Raw genomic sequence first — 16,085 nt, 5'->3', positions numbered from 1 at the left:
CCCTAGCTGCTCGCCCGGACCCGCTAGCGGCTTAGCCCTCCCTTGCCTCGCTCAGCCCCAACTGCTGCACCTTTGCGGGCCTTGCTAGCCTTCGCTGCCCCCTTGCTCTGCGTCACCGCAACTCTGGGGTGTGTACCTTGGCTGCGGGAGGCCGCTACGCGACCGCGGATCTGTCTTTCACTGGCCCCGGTGTCTTGCAGGGACTCAGCGAATTTCTGGTGATGTTCGGCTGATCCGTAACTGCTGACTGATGCTGTTTCTGCTTTGAGGCCCTGGTCTTTCAGCCTGCTGTTGTCGCTGCCGGTGACGCGGTTCTCGATGTCCGTACCGACGCTTTCCAACCGGGCAAAGAGTTCCTTCTCGGCCCGCTCGTACCGTGCCGCCAGCGGTGCCGACTCAGGGCCGCCGAAGCCACCCTCGGCCAGGAGCTTGGCTTCGTGCATCTCCTTGGCTGCTTTCACAAAATCAGGATCTTTGAAGTGGGATTCGTCGGCCCCGTTGAAGTTCGCGGTAGTTTCCTTGCACAGCTGGTCAATGTCGGGGCCGTCGACGCCGTCCGTGGTAATGAGGAACAGGCGCTCCTTGATTTCGGTGTCCGCAACCGCGGCGGCCGAGGGGGTTTTGGCGTCGTGGGCCCGCTGCAGGGCCTGTGCCAGCTCGGGATTGGCCAGGTACTCAACGGGGACCTGGTGGCGCTCCATAACAGGTGCCAACTTCTCAGCCTGGGCCCGTCGTTCTTCTGCCTGCGCAGCCGCGATCAAATGCACCGCTTTCTCGTGCTCGACGGCGGCTTTCCGTGCTTCTTCTTGGCTGCGTGCCAGCTCGTCCCGCCGAGCATTTTCGCTTGCGAAAGTCGCAACCCCAGATTCGAGGTAGGCGGTGTCCGAGCCGACGTCGCGTGTGTCGATGCCGTACCGGGCGAGGACTTCTTCACGGATTCTTGTTGCGGCTTCCAAGGCGGTGGGGTCGTGGTCTTTCCAGCCTTCAGCGACGGCGTGCGCCGTGGCGATGTCGGCCGGTTGCGCTTTGTCCCACCACTGGTCCTTGTGCACGGGTGCGAGGACGGCGAGAGCAGTGCTGCGCTCGGCGGCGAGACGTGCCCGGGCTTCATGCATCACCTGGGTGTCCTGGTGTTCCTGCTGTCGCTGGGCTTCCTGCCGGCGGCGTGCCAGCGTCTCGGCGATGCGTGCGGCGATCATCAGGGATTGGCGCATGCCGTTGTCGAGAAAGTCGTCGATGCCGTCTGATTCACTCATGGTGTTCCCCTTGCACTGGTGGTGTGATTCTTATCGGTCGAGTCCCGGCCCGGTGTGCCGGCCGGGTTGATAGGTCTTAGTTGGTGTCGCCGGTGTAGGTGTCGTGGGGACCACGGAACCGGGACGGATGGGTGCCATGCCGCGGCGTGCGATATCAACTGCCCGCGGCGGCACCGCAGCCGCTGCGGCGCCCTGGTGTACCGCCCCTACGTTCACGGTCTTGGGCATCGTTGCGGTGAACGGGGCCAGCTGGTTTTCCACCACTGCCCGGATCCGCGCAGCTTCCCGGGCACGGCCGGACTGGGCGTGCATCTCGTACACGGCAAAGGCGGTGTTGATCAGCTGCACCATGAGGGCTGTCTGCGCGGCTGTCTTGTTCTTGCTCGACGCTGCCAGGAACAACATCGCGGTCCCGGCAATGGACGGAAGAGCGACGGGCTTGCCGTGCTGCCGTGGGGCGCGGAGCTGGGCTGTGCGGGACAGCTCGGCGGCGGTGGCGGCCAGTGGCCCGGGGGTCGGTTCCAGCCGGTAGGACCAGGCCGCGAAGGCGCCGGAAACATCGCGGGCCGCCTTGGCCCAGGTGGCGTGATCGTCCCGCGGGATCTTGCGAAGCTCGTCCGCCAGGGCGGTGGCGTTCCGGGTGTAGTCAACCCAGAGCTGCGGGTCCGGTGTCGCCGTCTCCGGGCCGCGGGGGTTGGCTTTGCGTTTGTTCCGGGCGGCGGCGTTCCACTCGGCCGCTGCCTCTATCGAGGCCTGCGGGGTGTCTGTCCATTCCTGCCGCAGCTGGCCGAGGCGGAGGTCGGTGGCGAGGGTGCCGCCGCCGAACCAGATCGGCCGCTCCCCCGGTTTCGGGCGCTCGGCTACGGAGTATCCGACGATGACGTCGGTGGTGTTCTTCGCATAACGGGGACGCACCAGCAGGCCGGTGTCTCTGGCACGGCGGATGAACTCGGCTTCAGTGCTCGACGCTGTGGCGCTGGCACGCACCTTCCTTGCCAGGGAGGCGCGGTGCATTTCCCGTTCATCGCGTGCCGCGGTGGCCTTCTCGGCCCGGTCGTACCCGCGCGTGGCGTGCACGCTTGAGAGCTCTTCGAGCCCGTACTTGGTTTCCAGTTCGCGGCAGGTCTGCTGTGCGCGTTTGTAGTCGCCGTGGGTGGAGGCTTTGGTGCCGTCCTCCCGGACGAGGGAGACGGCGATGTGGATGTGGTGGTTGCCGTTCTCGCTGGTGCCGTGGTTGATCGCCACCCACCGGCACTGTGCTATGCCGCTGGCCTCGGTGAAGCCCATCGCGTCGACGAAGTCGTTGGCGATGTCGCCCCACTGCTGGTCCGTGAGGGCGCCTTCTTCGGCGCGGAGGCTTAGGGAGCAGTGCCACACGTCGGCGTGCTTGTGCCCGTTCGGGACACGTTCCTTCTTCACCGGGTCCCAGCGGTAGTCCTTTTGCAGTACCTCGACGCCGAACCCCTTCCGCGGCTGGTCCAGGTGCTTGGCGATCGCGACAGCATCATCGGCATCCAGGACGCCGTCGTCGTACCAGGCCATGACCGCCGCGTCCCCGGCCACCAGGTGCGGGTCGGTGTGCGCGTTCTTCGTCTTATCCGCATCCGTGGAGGCCAGGTACAGGATCAGCCCGGTCATCCGGGAGCCTCGGGTGATGTTCGGAATCATGCCTACATCAACCCCTCGATCGTCCGGTCGATCCGCATCGCGACCTCGCGCACGTACGCCAGCGCCGCCTTTGCGTCCTGGGGGAATTCATCGCCGGCGTTGGCGTGCCGGGCGATCTGGTTCACGTTGTTCGACACCCGCGCCAGCAACGTATGAATCGCCATCAGCTCGGCCATCGCCGCCTTTCGCTGCGTCGGCGTCTCCGACGACTCCGACAAAGCAGCAGTGAGCAGCAAGTTCGGGACGGTGACCTTCTCCCGCGCCGCCCTGGCCACCAGGGCCGCCTCCTCCTCTGCGGTCACCCACACATCCCGGCGCTTCTTCGTCCCCGCCGGGGAATTCGCCCGCCGCCGACGAGACAACGGGGAACGCGGCACACTCTCTTCAGACACGCACTCCCCCAATCCCTTCAACAGCCCAGCGCAGCGACCCCGAAACCCGGGGACCCACAAGCCAGTGTGCCAAGCAAACAACCGCAGGGCCGTGAGCGACACGCCCGTTTACACCCGTGTAAACGTATAGCTTGCTCCGCGGCGGTCTGGGTCGGGGTCGGGGAGCAAGCTATACAGCGGCTGTTGAGGTGGTGGCTGGGAAGAATGCCCCGACGCTGCGCGTCGCTGCACCCCAACCCGTGCCAGGGCTGCTTAGGCTGGAGGCATGCCTACGATCGATATTGAACAGACACGCAACCAGGCCCGCGCTCTCCTGGACTCGCGCATCGAGTCCGTCACCAACCTCGTCAAGACCCGGCAGCGCATCACCGACCTCCGCGAACAGCTCGCCGAGGCCGAACGCGAAGACAGGCGCGCCTACGTGCGCGCCACCAAGGACGGGTGGAGCCCCGAAGAACTCAAAAAGCTCGGGCTGGAAACCGGCGCCGCAGGGCGCCGCCGCAAAGCGGCAACCTCACGCACAATGGAACCAGACACGCCGTCCTCATCCAGTGAGGCCAACGCGGCCCAGTAAGCGTTACCCCTCGCCCACATGTGCACGGCAAAAGCTAAATCCTGCGGCCTTTTCCCGCACCCATGATGGACGACGGGACCCGCCTGACCGGCTGCACACAGTCGCCAGGTCACGGCAGGGCAGGAACCCCACCACCGGGACCGGCGAATGTGCACAGCCTAGGAAGTGCCAGCCCACCAACGGATACGTTCCCCATGGTCTAAGACCGGCGCTGCCGTCGCACCCGAAGGGACGGTTAAGTTTTCTTCAGCAGGGACGACACGGGACTGCACAGCGGGGCGTCGTTGGGTGCATACGGAACCAGTCGCGGGGGCTGGCTTCTAAGGCACAGGGGGCTTCCCGGACCGGTACAGCGCGGTGACAACCACAAGCTGCAGAGCGGCGCTAATCACCACCAACTTCCGCAGGCCCGCGTGATCCAAACACCAGCCGCAGCAAGAGGCTTCTCAAGAAGTGAGTCTGACTATGAACTGGGGAAGGCCGGCAACCCGTAAGGGTGCCGGCCTTCACTGTCTCAAACCTTCGCGCATCAGTCGTCTGCGGGGGTCTCGCCCTCGGGCACCTGGCCTGACGCAATCCGTTCTGCTGTCTTCTCGTAAGCGGCATCAATGTACGCTGCCAGGTCATCCTCCCGCACGCGCCATACGCCCCTCGGTCCGAACTGCGCGCCCCTCAACTCGCCGCTTCGCAGCAGCGCGTAAACCATCGGTTTTCCCAGGTTCAAAATCTCCTGGACCTGGTCCATCGTCAGCATCTTCGGGAACGGCAGGGACGTCCGCACGCCGATCTTGTTCACCTCTTCAGTCCACTGACCCATCGTTACGTTTCCTCGTTTCGGTGCTGCATTTCATCCATCGTTCGCTGGCCCCGCCGCAGCTCCCCGGCGTGCACCGGAGGCCACGGCTTGCCGCCGTTGTACTTGCGCTGCAGACGCTTCACTTCGCGCATCGTCGCACGGACGATGAGGTCCGAAACACTCGCATCACCTTCCTGCAGGCCGGCGGCCTTGAAAGCGGCCCGCACCTGTCCTGCCTGGTCCTCGGTGTAGTACGGCGTGAACGCCGGAACCCGCTTCGGTTTCGCCATCGAAAGAGTCTCCGTCTAGACGGAGTGCAGCGGGCGTGGCCACGGGTGCAGGCTGTCGAGGTAGCCCTTCCCCCGGGACATGGTTCCGTCCTCGTTGTAGCGGATATCTGAGTGCTGGTGGCTGCCGCCGGCGTGTGCGATCGCGGGCAGCACCAGGTCCAGGTTCTCACGGTCCAGCCCCGGCGCAACGTTGCCCAAAACCACCGGGACGTCCTCGGCCAGGGAGGCAGCCAGGATCAGGAAGCGGCGCTCCCCACCCGAGAGCGGGCCGACCTCGTCTGGGATGGCCGCGAAGTCGATCCATGCCCTCACCTGGCTGGGTCCTTCGGGTTCGCTGCTCGTATGGATCCAGGGATTGCCGGGCGCAGCGAACTTCCCCCCAAAGGCCCTGAGCAGCAGCTCCGTTGCTGCCTCTGTGGTGTACATGCCTCGCGCCCAGGCGCGGAGGTCATCTGCGTGCGTCATGGTGGTGTGTCCTTTGCTCGCGGTCTGGGTTTGCCGGTGGTGTGCCTGATGCCTGTCGGGGCCAGCGTATCGGCTGACCCCGACAGTTGTATTGCTTTAGAAAGGAGGTTCGGAGTCGGGTCCGTTGCCCCATCCGCCGGCGGCGTTGCTGGTGGCCGGCACGGCCCAGGGATCATCCTGGGGCCCGGTCTGCGGCTGGTTGTTACCGTTGCCCTGGAAGCCGTTCCCCTGGCCGCCCTGGTTGCCGCGCTGCGTGCGGTTGACCTCGGCGTTGGCGTACCGGAGTGAGGGACCGACTTCCTCCACTTCGAGCTCGATCACGGTGCGCCTCTCGCCTTCCTTGGTTTCATAGGAACGGGACTTCAACCGGCCCGTGACGATGACGCGCATGCCCTTGGTCAGGGACTCGGCCACGTTCTCCGCTGCTTCCCGCCACACACTGGCACGGAGGAAAAGCGTCTCGCCGTCCTTCCACTCGTCAGACTGACGGTCGAAAGTCCTCGGCGTGGATGCGATGGTGAAGTTCGCGACGGCCGACCCACTCGGAGTGAAGCGCAGCTCTGGATCTGATGTCAGGTTTCCAATGACAGTAATCGTGGTTTCGCCGGCCATGATGGTTCCTTTTCCTCGTGTGCTGGTGATGTTCTCGGTGTCTGTTGTGGGTTCGTTCTGAAGTTCGGTCCCACTCGGTTCGTCGTGGGTGCGGTCGTTGGGTTGGTACTGGTTCGCGGTGTGCGCGTCCCAAAGCCCGCCCTCCCCCAGCGAAGCCCGGCTAATCGCTTCAAGGTACTGGTCATCCCCTCCCTTGTCCGGGACGGCGTAGCCCTCATACAGGTCCTCAGTGTCCGGTTCCACAATGGCGGGTTCTACAACGTAGGGGTCCGCAGCGTCGGGGTAGATCCTGCCGCTGGGGTTGACCTGCCGGAACAGGTCCACCTCCAACGGGATCCGCGGACTGAGGTTGAACCCGACGACCGGGCGCAGTCTCGTCACGGCCCTCACGCCGCCTTGTGACTCATGGCCGCCTGGACAAGCTTGTCGCGGCGCAGCCCGGACCAGTGATCCTGGTCATCGGAGTTGTTCACGACAACGGGCGCCTGGGAGTAGCCGAGTTCGGCGGTGATGTACTCCAGCGCTTGCGGCACTTCGGTGATATCCACGGCCGTGTAGGTGATGCCCCTGGAATCGAAGTAGCCCTTCGTCTTCTCACAGTTCGGGCAGTCGGGCTTGGTGTAGACCGTGTAAGCGGCCGGTGTTGCAGTCATATTCAGCACCTGGTTTCGTATCAAAAAAGTTTCGTTCGTCTGGCTGACTTGCTACCTCAATTCTAGCAATCATTCAACTGAATGACTAGAGGTTTTACCGCTTATTCTAGGGCTTTTCTCGGAGTATTTATGGCGCAAACAGGCCATTTCATCCCGCACGGAGCCACGGGGACGGATGGCTGGTGTCGATTTCAGAAGCTGATTGCACAGATATCAGAAGTCCTGTTCACATGGCCCTATTGAAGGGCTTAAATCCGCCGTTGTCAGTAGCTGATTGCGCAAATGACCGCCCGGCTGCAGATCTGCGCATATGGCTTCTGACCTATGGCTGGTCGACCTATCCCTGCACTAAGTTGCTTCTGTTCGGTACTCCTGTTCCCAAAGGGAGGCAGCAATGGAGGCTGATGCGGGCCGGATTGTCGCAGGCGAGCAGCTGACAATGTCAGACGCTGCGTGGGAAGTGGCCAAGAATCGCGCCAGGGTGATCGGTGAGCTGGCGAAGCGTCGCGTTGCAGGGATTGCTACGGCTGACGAAGCAGCTATGAAGCTCGGTATTTCCCGGCGCCGTGTTTATTTGTTGCTTGGCCGCTACCGCCAGGGATCAGGTCTTGTAACTGAGCTCGCGCTCCATCGTTCGACCGGCGGCAAGGGCGGAAACCGTCTGCCTGAACAGGCTGAGGACATTGTGCGCGGCTTGATTCGTCGGCGGTTTTTGACACGGCAGAAGTTGAGCGTGGCGGCGTTGCATCGGGAAATCATCCGGGCCTGTGCGTCGCAAGGAATAAGGGCTCCGAGCAGAAACACGGTCAGCCGACGCATCTCACTGCTGAACCCGGTTGAGGTTGGACGTCGCAGGGAGGGCCCGGATGCCGTGAGGTCGCTGCAATCAGCCGGTGGGGCAGTGCCGCCGATCAGTTCGATCCTGGAGCAGGTTCAGATCGATCACACGATTATGGACATCGTCGTCGTGGACGAACGCGAGCGTCGACCAATTGGCCGCCCGTATTTGACCGTTGCCATCGATGTCTTCAGTCGGGCTCTTGTCGGGCTTGTCCTCACACTGGAACCGCCGTCCGCAGTCTCGGTCGGGCTGTGCCTGGCTCACGCTGTTGCAGACAAACGTCCCTGGCTAGAGCAGCTCGGCGTCCACGCTGAGTGGCCAATGAGCGGCAAGCCCAAGTCGCTGTTCCTCGATAACGCGGCAGAGTTCAAGAGCGAGGCGTTGCGGCGCGGCTGCGAGCAACACGGCATCCGTTTGTCCTATCGTCCCCCTGGACAGCCCCACTACGGAGGCATTGTTGAACGCATCATCGGCACCGTCGTGCGTGAAATCCACGAGCTCCCCGGTACGACCTTCTCGAGTCCGGTAGAGCGGGGTAAGTATGACTCGGAAAAGATGGCGGCACTCACCTTGCGCGAGCTGGAAAAGTGGCTGGTGCTGGCCGTTGCCAGCTATCACGGCAGCAGGCACGGCACGCTAGGCCAAACGCCGGCCGCTACATGGGCTGCCGGGATTGCTGCTTCCGGAATACCTGCAGTTACGGCTAATCAGACGGCGTTCCTCGTGGACTTTCTCCCGGTCATCCGTCGCACGCTGACCCGCACGGGTTTCCTTATCGACCACGTCCACTACTTCGCCAACGCCTTGAAACCATGGATCAGTCGACGCGACAGCCTAGGTAAATTCATCATCCGACGCGATCCTCGGGACATCAGCAGAATATGGGTCCTGGAACCGGACCGTCATAACTATGTGGAGGTCCCTTACCGGTCGATCTCCAACCCTTCCATCAGCCTCTGGGAACACAGGCAAGCTCTGACCCAATTACGCGTACGAGGCGCAGCCCAGGTGGACGAAGCAATCCTGGTCCGCATGGTCGAGCAAATGCGGCAAGTCAGCGAGACTGCCGTGAAAACCACCAAACGCCTGCGCCGGGAAACGGAACGCCGCAAACAGGCCAAGGACCCACACCACCCGGGCATGCAATCCACCCAAATCCCCCCTGCGCTGGAGGTGCCGGCAGACGTCGACGCCGGAAAGGGCGGCGTCCAACCCTTCGAGCAGATTGAGGAATGGTAACCGTGGATACAAACCAGACACAGGCTCCAGTTCATCTTCATCCTGCAGCACGGGAACTTTCACAGCTACCAACCGAAGAGCGCTTGCAGCGCATTCGCGCGGACCGATGGATCGGCTATCCGAAGGCCCGTGCCGCTGTGGAACGCATGGAGGTGCTCTTTGGCTGGCCGAGAAAACAGCGGATGCCCAACCTCCTGCTAATCGGACCAACTAACAACGGCAAATCCATGATCATCGAACGGTTCCGGCGGACGCATCCCACCGTGACAGGAGCCGCCGGCGAGAACATACCCGTTTTATGTATGCAGATGCCAGCAGAACCATCAGCCCTCCGGTTCTATACGGCCCTTCTGTCGGCGATAGGCGCGCCGTTACCCCCGCAACGGCGCCTCCCCGAAGCTGAACGGCTGGCCCTTTCACTCCTGCGTGAGGTCGAAGTCCGAGTACTGGTCATTGACGAGATCCACAACGTCCTTGCAGGACCAGGTGAAAAACGACGGGAGTTCCTCAATCTGTTGCGGTTTCTTGGTAACGAGCTCCGCGTTCCCCTGGTCGGCGTCGGGACCCGCGAGGCCTACCTCGCGGTCGGATCCGATGACCAGCTGGAGAACAGGTTTGAACCGTTCATCCTGCCGCTCTGGGAAGTGGGCGACGAAGCCCGGTCGCTGCTGGCCAGCTTCGCTGCTTCGTTCCCCCTGCGCCGTCCTTCTCAAATCGATACCCAGGACATGACGCAATATCTGCTGGCACGCAGCGAGGGCACGATCGGGGAACTCGCACGCTTGCTGACGGCCGCCGCTGTCGTCGCTGTCGAGACAGGCGAAGAGAGGATCAACCACCGGACCTTGACCCTGGCCGATTACCTCGGTCCCAGCGAACGGCGCCGAATCTTCGAAAAACAACTGCTGTGACCGCTGCCCGACGCTGGCCAGTCCATCCCCCGCCGGAACCAAATGAGGCTCTGACGTCATGGCTCCGGCGCATCGCATCACGTTACGACGCCGACCTCGACGACCTAGTAACTGACCTGGGGTTCTGGCAGGGCGCCGCTGGCGACCTGGACGCCTGCCCGCCCGACGGGTTTGCTCGCGCGCTATCCGAGCGAACCGGGGTGGAGGTGAAGCAGATACGGAGGATGAGCCTCAATGGCTGGTCACCCTGGCTGATTGACCCACATCGACCAGGTCCTGACACGTTCACGCTCTATAACCAGCAGTTCTCTGTGCTGGGGGTCGGAAGACGGCGAGTCAGAGAGATCCCTGCCTCGCTGCCCTGGCGTTCAACGCGCCCGGCGTTGCGGGCATGCCCTCAGTGCATCGCCGCGTCACAACCGCCGTATCCCTACCAATTGCTGTGGCTGCTTTCGCTAACACTCAGCTGCCCGTTTCATAAATGTCTCCTCGAAGCGCGCGACAACCCTCTCAACCACTTCGCGGACTGGGAGCACAAGCCGCCGGTCCCGAAACCCGCGTCGCCGGCGGTCCTCACGATGGACACCAGGACCTGGCAAGCCATGGCTACCGGGTTCACCGACCTAACGCGGCGTCGGATCCACGCTGAAACGTGGTTCCGCCTCCTCCGGACAATCATCGACGAGCTGGAGGCCACCATAACTGAGTGCACGACCGCGGCGCGCATGATCACAGGGATTTGGAAGGACGCCGGATATTCGGCGCGTGTGGGACCACTGAGTTGGCAGCCCCACGAAAGCTATCCGCCCGACGTTCAGGTCCGTGCCCTTCAAACAGCCGCGACGGCTATTCATCTGCTCGAACGGGGAACTCTCACCGGTCGAGGTCCCGACGCTACGTTTTTCCTGCCATGGGAGTCCGGAGCGCCCGCGAACGTCGATAGAAAGATGCCCTCGACATGCCGGGGGCAAGCTGGGCAGTAGGTCCGCCGTCCTCAACCAACCGGAGAGCGGTAGCGGATCTGGGTCTCTGTGATCCGGCGGGCTGGCCACCCAAGTCCTTGCTTGCTTCTCGCCCTTTGCTGATGGAGTCATTGATGCGTTCATGTTGGGTCTAGCAGGAATTGGGAGCTCCAGACCTAGCCGGGCGCCCCCTCCATGTGGGAGAGACCCCGTGAGACCTTCGTTTCGTCCGACAGAATGAGGATTATTCGTCTCAGAACCCGTTCTCACTCACTTTTCTCGGCCATGTGTTCTGGGAAATGTTTGTAAAGAAAGTCCCGCCAGGAACATGGACGCGGAACGCATTCGTCCCCCGAAACCAGCTTCAATATCTGATGTCGCCCAACCGGGTGTTGGCGCCCTGTAGTGTCTACGCTGGGCGGGATTCTGGCTCGTTTCCCTGTGTGTTGATTGGGTTGGAGGGCTCTGATGAACGAGGTGCGGACTACGCTCGTTGAACCGGGTGATGACCGGATGATTTCCCTGGCTTTTTCCCTGCGAACCACGCCAGGGGCTTATGCTGTTTTGCTTGGCGCGGGCGTTTCAGTCAATAGCGGTGTGCCGTCAGCCTGGGACGTGCTGACAGATCTGCTGTCCAGGCTGGCCGAGCTCCGCGGCACTCCCCCGCTGGAGGATGAAGACCTTCTGCCCTGGTATGAGAGCGAATTCAACGAGGTACCGACGTATCAGAGCATTCTTGAGCGTCTTGCTCCCACCCAGTACGACCGGCAAGCAATCCTGAAAGGGTACTTCGAAGCCTCAGTTGAAAACGGCGAGCGTAGGACAACGAAACCGACTGATGCGCATCGGTGCCTCGCCGAGCTGATGGCAGACGGTGCCCTGAAGATCGTCGTGACTACCAACTTCGATGACCTTATGGAAGCGGCACTGCGTGAAATTTCCATCGAGCCGGTGGTGATACGCGGCCAGGAAGACCTCAAAGGTCTTGGCCCGCTCCACACCACAAAACCATTGATCGTCCACCTGCATGGTCACTATTTGTCGCCGGAAGAAATGCGGAACACCGGCCCTGAGCTCACGTCGTACTCCGACGAAGCAGAGAAGTTCCTTGACCGGCTTATGTCCGAGTACGGGTTGATCATCGCAGGATGGTCGGCAAAACATGATCCCAAGCTTGGCGACGCCATCCGGCGGAGCTTCCGCAGGATCTATGTACCGTACTGGATTGAACCGTACGAACCAACCAGCGAAGCCAAGGAATTGATGGCGCACCTTGACGCCGAGATTCTCAAGGACGGGGCTGACGATGTGCTCAACAGGCTCCGGGACTATTACGCATTCCTTCGCGATCGAGAGACGCGCAGACACCCCCTCACGGTCCCTGCGGTCGTTTCCACCTCACGCCGCCAGCTCGCAGGAAATACCACGGCCACTGACCTTCATGACTTGATCAAACGCCAAACCGACGAACTCCACGAACATTCCGACCTGGTACTCAGCCACTCCGGCAATGTTTCTGAAAACGGGGCCTTCACAGGCATGGTTGCCCGGCTCGAAGAGTCCTCATCCGTTCTTGCCGCAGCCATCGCGACGGCCGCCTACTGGGGGGATGAATCAACCGACGGCTGGTGGATGGAGGAAATCCAGACATTCGCCGCGCACCCCGACGGATCTGGCTTAACTGCAGTCCTGAACCTGCACAACCTCGTAATGATCCAGCTCTTTTATGCTGCAGGCCTCGCCGCCCTGGCCCGAGGCAGGACCCAGACGATCAAACGGCTGTTTTCGCTCGAGGGCCACCGCACATACCAAGGACGGGACATGGCCAGCCAGGTTCTGATTCCGGCGCGCGTCTACGCCTCGATCCCCTCCGGCAGCAAGCGCCTTCATGATCTGATGAGGCCGCTCTTCGTTGACCACTTATCAATCGGTGCCAAGACCTACGAGGAGCGGTGGCAACAGTTCGAGATCCTCAGGATGATCGCCGCATCTTCAGCAAACGAATCGAATATGACCAACTACCCGTCATTGGCCGACCTCACATCGAGCAGAGACTCCTATCAAACTGCCGAGAAAGAGTACAACGACTGGTTGAATGCAGCGCAGCGGAGCGGAAAGGAAGCATTCGAAGGTTACAGTCCGGTACAGGAACTGAAAACTACATACGAACGAAACCGTGGACTCCGGATCCAGCTCATTCCGACCATCCTCCCCCACGTGAAAATGGTCCGGAACGAACAACACCAATATCAGTCACCAGTCATAGGCAGAATGACCCGCGAAGTCACCGGCGCCGGCGTGGATCATCCCCTCGTCCGTTCCAACCTGCTAGGAGCCGAAGCAGAATTTGCGCCCGAAATGCTCCGCGTGGTCGACGAGGCTTTGAATGAATCGCTCAAATACCAAAACCGGGTGAACCCGTTCGCCAACGAGCTCTGGATTGACGAGTTTTAGCAGACTCCGCTCGGGTGCCAGCCACGCGCCAACATCGCGATGGCCACTTTCGACGACAGCGTCGCGCGTGAGGATTGAAATGAGCATTTTCGCGCAAGCGATCGGCGGGAACATTCAGCGTGTTCCCACCAGCCCGGTTCCGCCCGTCCGATTCGGGGTTTCGCTCCCGGCGAGCGTCACCCTCCTTAGATGCTCGGTAATCAGCAGGAAGTTGATTGACGGCCGCGCTCCGGCGAAACAACTGTTGTTCGTGCGCCCGCACAGCGACGCTCAAACGTTCGTCTACTTGCACCCTCGGCCATTAAGTCGGAATTGAGAGGCCGGTGAGGGCCGAAAGCGTCGACTGTGCCCAGTCATGAGCAGGCGCGTTAGCCCCTGTGATGGAATCTGAGGGAAGCCCTCTTAGGGTGCCTTTGAGCGTGGCAAGGCCGCGGCGCAAGACCTTTGAGTCCGGTTTGTTGGCGGTGATTTCCTTACGGATTCTTTCGGCAGCCTCAGTGGCAACCTCTTTGTCGTCCTCGTCTAAATCGGCGGCCGGCAAATTCTGAAGCGCAGCAGCTACAGTCTTGGCGATCTCCTCGTAACCCTGAGCGACGGTAGAAGTCGCACCGCTATTTTGTGAGACCGTGTCGTTTCCCCACGCAATCTGAGCCCTGTTGCCTTGGATGTTTATGACTGGCGCATTGTAGACATGCGATGAGGAGATACCGTACGGGGCGGGAGCCTGAGGCTTAGTACCCCAGGCAGCGGTGATGTGACTCATTCCCTGGAATGCCGTTGCGCCGTTTGTATCGGTGATATCGACTCTTTCAACGTAGTACTCATGCGTACCGCCGCGTGGATCAGGTGCTTCAACAGTGTCACCTTCATAGATCGGCGCATCCACATCAAAGGTGCCTGAGGACGACTGGAGAATTGCTCGGGACTTCGTGCGCTTCTCTGATGGTTTCCCGGCGTCATGAATGATCACGACGTCGTGCTGGGGAAAGCTAGATCCGAACCCTTGGAGGAACGATTCTGACCCGCGTGGGAATGGCATCTCTGACTCCTTCGATACGTTTCTTACAAGCTACTAGTTCGGTCTGACATTTATGAGGAGTCATAACCCGAATATCTCTCCTGCCATCCCAGTGCTTCTGCTTTTCACGTTGTCCGCGGTGGGACGTTTGGCACCTACAAGTTTCGGTTGTTCCCCCAGATGGCAGCTGTGCGGACACACCCCCTTTGTGTCCTGTCCGTCACCTAACAGAAGAGAGAATGGAAGCAACTTCACAGCGAAAGAGGACCACGTTATGGCTGGCAGCTACAAGATCAATCCGTCCGCGATCAAAAAAATGACACAAGACATCCAACGGGAATTCGATAAGAATCCCATCCAATTACCCGTCAACGCGGACAGCCCGGCCTTCCGGTCCGGAGACGTGTACAACGGTCCCGTCATAAACGTCCAGGGCGACAACACGCAGTTAGCTTGGGACAACCGAGATGTTCAGCAGTCCAACACCGTTAATCCTCCTTCAGATATCGCCGCAGGATTTGAACCCCTCAGCGAAGCTGTGGTCCGTATTCTCAAAGAGGTCCATGCATCAGGACTGGACCCGGAAGATATCGCCGCCGTCGAAGAGGCTGGCAAGGAAATCCTGGATGAAGTCACCAAACAGGAACCCGAACAGGGGCGTATCAAGCGGGCGGTTACTTACATGAAGGGCTTGCTCGCCCCATTGGTCATTCGCATTGCAGAATCAGCAGCCGAAGGCGCCGGAGAAGGAGCCCACGACTGGGCAGCCACGGCCCTAGATGTACTGAGTCAGGACGTTGGTTACATCGTGAATAGGTGAGGACCTCTTAGGTTGGTGGTTACCACACACAGCCAACGACTAAGAGGTCCTCATGTCTCACCGTAATGCCCGCCTGACCCGCAATGGTAGGCGGATCCTCGTCGAGCGCGTCCTTGCCGGCCGTCCCGTCGCTCACGTGGCGAAGGAAATGGGCGTCTCGCGGACTTGCGCGCATCGTTGGCTCAGCCGGTACCGCGCGGATGGCTGGGACGGCCTCGAGGACCGCAGCTCCCGACCAAGATCCTGCCCCCACGCCACCTCGGCGGAGGTCGTTGCCGATGTTCTGACGCAGCGCGTCGCGCACCGTGAAGGGCCAACGGACCTGGCTTTGCGTTGCGGCACGAGCGCCCGGACGGTCTCCCGGATCCTGGCCCGCGCGGGCATGCCCAGGTTGTGGGACCTTGACCCGGTGACCGGGGAACGGATCCGGGCTTCCCGGGCAACCGACCGCCGCTACGAACGCGACGCCCCAGGGGACATGATCCATATCGATGTCAAGAAACTCGGGCGGATCCCTGACGGCGGAGGCTGGCGGGCCGACCCTTCCCAGAGCGCGGCAAACCACCGCAAGTCGCATCAGAGGATGGGCTTCGACTACGTCCACGTCGCCGTGGACGACTACACCCGCTTCGCCTACGCCGAGGTTCTGCCCGACGAGAAAGGCCCGACCTGCGCCGGGTTCCTCACCCGGGCCGCCGCCGCCATGGCAGCCAACGGCGCACCCGTGAAGCGGGTCATGACCGACAACGCATTCGCCTATCGGCTCTCCAGCGACTTCCAGGACGCACTCGCTGCCCTGGGCGCCAAACACATCCTGATCAAACCCCGCCACCCCTGGCAGAACGGCAAAGCAGAACGCTTCAACCGAACCCTCCAGGAAGGCTGGGCCTACCGCCAACCATTCACCTCAAACCAGGCCCGCACCGAGGCCCTGGGGACTGCCCCGGCTTTTGTTGACTCGGGGTCTTAGGCCGCTGTGAGCGCGGTCCGGTTGATTGTTTCATATTCGATGGGCGTGAGTTTTCCCAGCCGTCTTTGCCGTCGCCGGCGGTGGTAGGTCCTCTCGATCCAGGTTGTGATGGCCAGCCGGAGGTCCTGTCTGCTGAGCCACCGCTGACGGTCCAGGACGTTTTT

The 16,085-nt window shown here is 61.7% G+C and carries 17 protein-coding genes; 7 read left to right on the top strand and 10 right to left on the bottom strand.

What is annotated here, in order from left to right:
- Positions 1–23: 23 nt before the first annotated feature.
- The 3 genes from J7I84_RS16930 to J7I84_RS16920 are packed head-to-tail and all read right to left on the bottom strand — an operon-like array spanning position 24 to position 3,226.
- Complete coding sequence (locus tag J7I84_RS16930) at positions 24–1,256, bottom strand: hypothetical protein (protein WP_214945714.1); 1,233 nt, start codon at positions 1,254–1,256, stop codon at positions 24–26.
- Between the two features lie 30 nt (positions 1,257–1,286).
- A complete protein-coding gene (locus J7I84_RS16925; protein ID WP_214945713.1) occupies positions 1,287–2,924 on the bottom strand; it encodes a relaxase/mobilization nuclease domain-containing protein in 1,638 nt (545 codons plus the stop codon).
- Between the two features lie 2 nt (positions 2,925–2,926).
- Positions 2,927–3,226, bottom strand: coding sequence for a MobC family plasmid mobilization relaxosome protein (locus J7I84_RS16920; RefSeq protein ID WP_311381159.1), 300 nt, complete (start codon positions 3,224–3,226; stop codon positions 2,927–2,929).
- Positions 3,227–3,581: 355 nt separating this feature from the next.
- Here J7I84_RS16920 and J7I84_RS16915 point away from each other — a divergent pair, with 355 nt between their 5' ends.
- Positions 3,582–3,890, top strand: a complete 309-nt coding sequence (locus J7I84_RS16915; protein WP_214945712.1) for a hypothetical protein — start codon at positions 3,582–3,584, stop codon at positions 3,888–3,890.
- 529 nt (positions 3,891–4,419) lie between these two features.
- Here J7I84_RS16915 and J7I84_RS16910 read toward each other — a convergent pair.
- The 5 genes from J7I84_RS16910 to J7I84_RS16890 all read right to left on the bottom strand — a co-directional run bounded on the left by J7I84_RS16910 (position 4,420) and on the right by J7I84_RS16890 (position 6,706).
- Positions 4,420–4,707 carry a helix-turn-helix domain-containing protein gene (locus tag J7I84_RS16910; protein WP_214945711.1) on the bottom strand — a complete coding sequence of 96 codons (288 nt, stop codon included), beginning with the start codon at positions 4,705–4,707 and terminating at the stop codon, positions 4,420–4,422.
- Between the two features lie 2 nt (positions 4,708–4,709).
- A complete protein-coding gene (locus tag J7I84_RS16905; RefSeq protein WP_214945710.1) occupies positions 4,710–4,976 on the bottom strand; it encodes a ParB family protein in 267 nt (88 codons plus the stop codon).
- 15 nt (positions 4,977–4,991) lie between these two features.
- Positions 4,992–5,441, bottom strand: a complete 450-nt coding sequence (locus J7I84_RS16900) for a hypothetical protein (RefSeq protein ID WP_214945709.1) — start codon at positions 5,439–5,441, stop codon at positions 4,992–4,994.
- A 96-nt stretch (positions 5,442–5,537) separates the two neighbouring features.
- Entirely contained in the window at positions 5,538–6,434 is an 897-nt protein-coding gene (locus tag J7I84_RS16895; RefSeq protein ID WP_214945708.1) for a single-stranded DNA-binding protein, read from the bottom strand.
- A gap of 5 nt (positions 6,435–6,439) precedes the next feature.
- Complete coding sequence (locus J7I84_RS16890; RefSeq protein ID WP_214945707.1) at positions 6,440–6,706, bottom strand: glutaredoxin family protein; 267 nt, start codon at positions 6,704–6,706, stop codon at positions 6,440–6,442.
- Positions 6,707–7,100: 394 nt separating this feature from the next.
- Here J7I84_RS16890 and J7I84_RS16885 point away from each other — a divergent pair, with 394 nt between their 5' ends.
- From J7I84_RS16885 to J7I84_RS16870, 4 genes are all read left to right on the top strand, one after another.
- On the top strand, positions 7,101–8,786 hold the full coding sequence (locus J7I84_RS16885; RefSeq protein ID WP_214945706.1) for a Mu transposase C-terminal domain-containing protein: 1,686 nt from the start codon (positions 7,101–7,103) through the stop codon (positions 8,784–8,786).
- Positions 8,780–9,697: a TniB family NTP-binding protein gene (locus tag J7I84_RS16880; RefSeq protein ID WP_214945705.1), complete on the top strand. Its 918-nt coding sequence runs from the start codon at positions 8,780–8,782 to the stop codon at positions 9,695–9,697. The genes J7I84_RS16885 and J7I84_RS16880 overlap by 7 nt, the downstream gene beginning before the upstream one ends.
- Positions 9,694–10,680 carry a TniQ family protein gene (locus tag J7I84_RS22080; RefSeq protein WP_214945704.1) on the top strand — a complete coding sequence of 329 codons (987 nt, stop codon included), beginning with the start codon at positions 9,694–9,696 and terminating at the stop codon, positions 10,678–10,680. Before J7I84_RS16880 ends, J7I84_RS22080 begins: the two co-directional genes overlap by 4 nt.
- A gap of 447 nt (positions 10,681–11,127) precedes the next feature.
- Positions 11,128–13,113 (top strand): SIR2 family protein, encoded by a 1,986-nt coding sequence (locus J7I84_RS16870; RefSeq protein WP_214945703.1) that lies wholly within the window; start codon positions 11,128–11,130, stop codon positions 13,111–13,113.
- A 301-nt stretch (positions 13,114–13,414) separates the two neighbouring features.
- Here J7I84_RS16870 and J7I84_RS16865 read toward each other — a convergent pair whose 3' ends face one another.
- Positions 13,415–14,083, bottom strand: a complete 669-nt coding sequence (locus J7I84_RS16865; protein WP_214945702.1) for a hypothetical protein — start codon at positions 14,081–14,083, stop codon at positions 13,415–13,417.
- Positions 14,084–14,405: 322 nt separating this feature from the next.
- Between J7I84_RS16865 and J7I84_RS16860 the strand changes: the two genes are divergently transcribed.
- Both J7I84_RS16860 and J7I84_RS16855 read left to right on the top strand, forming a co-directional pair.
- Positions 14,406–14,951 (top strand): hypothetical protein, encoded by a 546-nt coding sequence (locus J7I84_RS16860; RefSeq protein WP_214945701.1) that lies wholly within the window; start codon positions 14,406–14,408, stop codon positions 14,949–14,951.
- A 52-nt stretch (positions 14,952–15,003) separates the two neighbouring features.
- Positions 15,004–15,921, top strand: coding sequence for an IS481 family transposase (locus J7I84_RS16855; protein WP_214945700.1), 918 nt, complete (start codon positions 15,004–15,006; stop codon positions 15,919–15,921).
- On the opposite strand, the gene J7I84_RS16850 is transcribed toward J7I84_RS16855, so the two are convergent.
- The coding region (locus J7I84_RS16850; protein WP_396020079.1) for an IS3 family transposase at positions 15,918–16,085 on the bottom strand (168 nt) is incomplete at its 5' end. The genes J7I84_RS16855 and J7I84_RS16850 overlap by 4 nt on opposite strands.

Source organism: Arthrobacter sp. ISL-85, from assembly GCF_018613675.1.
GTDB lineage: Bacteria > Actinomycetota > Actinomycetes > Actinomycetales > Micrococcaceae > Arthrobacter.
Note: the sequence above shows the minus strand (reverse complement) of the source record. Positions and strands in the feature narration are given on the sequence as shown.